Annotated in this window: 2 protein-coding genes and 1 pseudogene; 2 read left to right on the top strand and 1 reads right to left on the bottom strand. The window is 29.5% G+C overall.

The window, feature by feature from the left end:
- Nucleotides 1–359 precede the first annotated feature (359 nt).
- Nucleotides 360–590: a glutaredoxin family protein gene (locus KPL51_RS22805; RefSeq protein WP_216166689.1), complete on the bottom strand. Its 231-nt coding sequence runs from the start codon at nt 588–590 to the stop codon at nt 360–362.
- Nucleotides 591–911: 321 nt separating this feature from the next.
- Between KPL51_RS22805 and hydE the strand changes: the two genes are divergently transcribed.
- Complete coding sequence (hydE, locus tag KPL51_RS22810; protein WP_216166692.1) at nt 912–1,967, top strand: [FeFe] hydrogenase H-cluster radical SAM maturase HydE; 1,056 nt, start codon at nt 912–914, stop codon at nt 1,965–1,967.
- Between the two features lie 192 nt (nt 1,968–2,159).
- Nucleotides 2,160–2,747: pseudogene (locus KPL51_RS22815) on the top strand (2-hydroxyacyl-CoA dehydratase); the annotation flags it as partial.
- Between the last annotated feature and the right edge of the window lie 146 nt (nt 2,748–2,893).

Below are 2,893 nucleotides of genomic sequence, written 5' to 3' on the forward strand. Positions count from 1 at the left end.
ACATACTTTTTAGTCTTACGACTAAAATTACTTCTTTATCTAAAGTAATTAACTGGTCTAACGAAATATTATTTCGTTATTTTACCTATTTTTCTGTTTAATTTTCAAAGACCAACTTGAAATTTTTAGTAGTCACAAATTGACTACTTTTTTATTCTAACAGTTAGCATTGCACATGTCAACGTTTTTATTGGTTTTTAGATAAATAATAACATTTACCAAGAAAGTTTCCAAATTTATATGGTCAGTTTATTATTTTAAATAAAAAGAAAGCTAATAAATAGTTAAACTATTTATTAGCTATGTATCATACTATATTTAAAATATGATCTCTTTTATAACATCCATTCTTATCGCTTTTATAATTTTAATAGTGCTACTACTTTTTCTTTATCAAACCCAACCATTTCTTCTCCATTTATATCTATTACTGGTACTCCTCTATATCCTTTTTTTATAAGTGATTTTTTTGCTTCAGGATCTTCTGAAATATTATGCTCTATAAATTCAATATTGTTTTCTTTAAAAAACTCCTTAGCCATATGACAATATCCACAAGTATTACTTGTATAAATCTCAACTTTATTCATAACTAATCTCTCCTTTATTTTTAATCCTTTAAACTAAATCATGTTTAATTAAACTATATTTTAATATTAGCATTTTTCTTTTGCTAAGTCAATAATAACTATCTGTTAATGTATCTTATTAATCTATCTTATTAATCTTTCCATTAATTTATTAATATATTAATTATTTTATCTTTACATATATTTTTTTAAATATTATGATAGTGTTAATACTACATCTTAGGGTAAAACAATCGTTAATTATTTTATACCCTAAAATAACTGTAAGTAAATAAGAGATTATAACTCTTATTTTTAAAGAAATACTAGGAGGTTCCAACAATGAAATTATTAGAAATCATAAATAAGGCAAAAACTGAACATATATTAAATAAAGAAGAAATTATCACTCTTTTAAGTAGTAATGAAGTAGACCAAGATTTATTTAACGCAGCTGATGAAGTAAGAAACAACTATTTAGGTAACGAAGTTCATCTTAGAGGCCTTATTGAATTCACAAATATTTGTAAAAGGAATTGTCTTTATTGTGGACTAAGGAGAGATAATAAAAATTTAGTTAAATATAGATTAACTGAGGAACAAATTTTAGACTTTGCCAATAAAGCTAAATCCTTTGGCTATAAAACAATAGTCCTTCAGGGCGGTGAAGATGACTATTACACTAGTGATAAAATTGTAAGAATAATAAAAGGAATAAAGGCTTTAGATTTAGCATTAACATTAAGTATAGGCGAAAAAACTTACGATGAATATAAAACCTTTAAGGATGCTGGTGCTGATAGATATCTTCTTAGAATAGAAACAACAGACAAAAAACTTTATGAAGATTTAGATCCAGGTATGAGCCACGAAAATAGACTGAATTGCTTGAAAAATTTAAAAAAATTAGGCTATGAGGTTGGTACAGGTGTTATGGTAGGTCTGCCAAACCAAACTATAGAATCATATGCGGATGACATATTATTTTTCAAAGAAATTGATGCTGACATGTTAGGTATAGGTCCATTTATTCCAAATGAGGACACACCCCTTGCAAGCGCCAAGGGTAAGGAGTTAACTATGGCACTTAAAGTTATGGCTATAACCCGTTTACTCCTACCTGACATTAACATACCTGCAACAACGGCCATGGAATCCTTAAATAAAAATGGAAGGCTAATGGCCTTACAAAGCGGTGCCAATGTAGTTATGCCTAATGTTACAGAAGGTGAATATAGAAAACAATATGCACTATATCCAGGTAAAATATGTACTGGAGATACTCCTGCACATTGTCGTGGATGTATAACAGGTAAAATTACTAGTATTGGGCGAAAGGTTTCTACTAATTATGGTTTTAGAGGAGATCAACCTACTAAACCACATGGAAATGAATGATTTTATAATTAAAAAAGAGCCCTAGGGCTCTTTTTTAAAGGAATATTGATAGTGCTAAATTAGGATTATTGATATTTCAAATAGATAACCCTTAGTTAATACAAAAACCTTATTAGACATGATAATATAGTAAATATATAATTGAAGTTATATAGAATAATATTTAGAGAGCTTTAAGGAGGAATTATCACTATGAATGAATTGCCTAAAATATTTAATGAGTTCAATGAAGCAAGACAAAAGGGTTTTGTTGATGTAAAAAACTTAAAAGATGAGGGAAAAAAAATAGTTGGAACTTATTGTACATATAGTCCTTGGGAACTTATTATGGCTGCTGGAGCTATCCCTATTTCACTTTGTAGCATGAGTGATGAACCTATTAGTGAAGCTGAAAAACATCTTCCCAAAAATTTATGTCCACTTATTAAAGCTAGCTATGGTTTTGCTTTAACAGATAAATGTCCATACTTCTATTTTTCAGATATGATAGTTGGAGAAACTACTTGCGATGGAAAGAAAAAGATGTATGAATATCTTGGGCAAATTAAACCAATGCACGTAATGCAATTACCTCAAACTAACAAGGGAGAAGCTCCTTTCAATTCTTGGAAAAGCGAAATGATATTATTTAAACAGAGATTAGAAAGTGAGTTTGGGGTAGAAATTACTAAGGAAAAGTTAAAGGAAGCCATTAATCTTAGAAATAGAGAAAGAAAAGCACTAATTGGCTTTTATGAACTAGGAAAAACGTGTCCTCCTCCTGTTACTGGAACTGAAATGCGTGAACCTCCCATGACTGAAGTCACGAGCTTCTATTGTTGCCAATAAATTTTCTCACATCTACGTCCTCGTAACCCTTAACATAACAACCTATGACATACCTACTAACTCCATGGGCGTCTTACTTCGGATAGTTCCTACCCTAA

Source organism: Clostridium bowmanii (assembly GCF_018861315.1).
In the GTDB taxonomy this organism is placed as follows: Bacteria; Bacillota; Clostridia; order Clostridiales; family Clostridiaceae; genus Clostridium_AD; species Clostridium_AD bowmanii.

Bases quoted from the DNA above. Each gene is read 5' to 3' on its own strand.
- KPL51_RS22805 (WP_216166689.1), bottom strand. From the start codon at position 590: ATGAATAAAGTTGAGATTTATACAAGTAATACTTGTGGATATTGTCAT.
- hydE (WP_216166692.1), top strand. From the start codon at position 912: ATGAAATTATTAGAAATCATAAATAAGGCAAAAACTGAACATATATTA.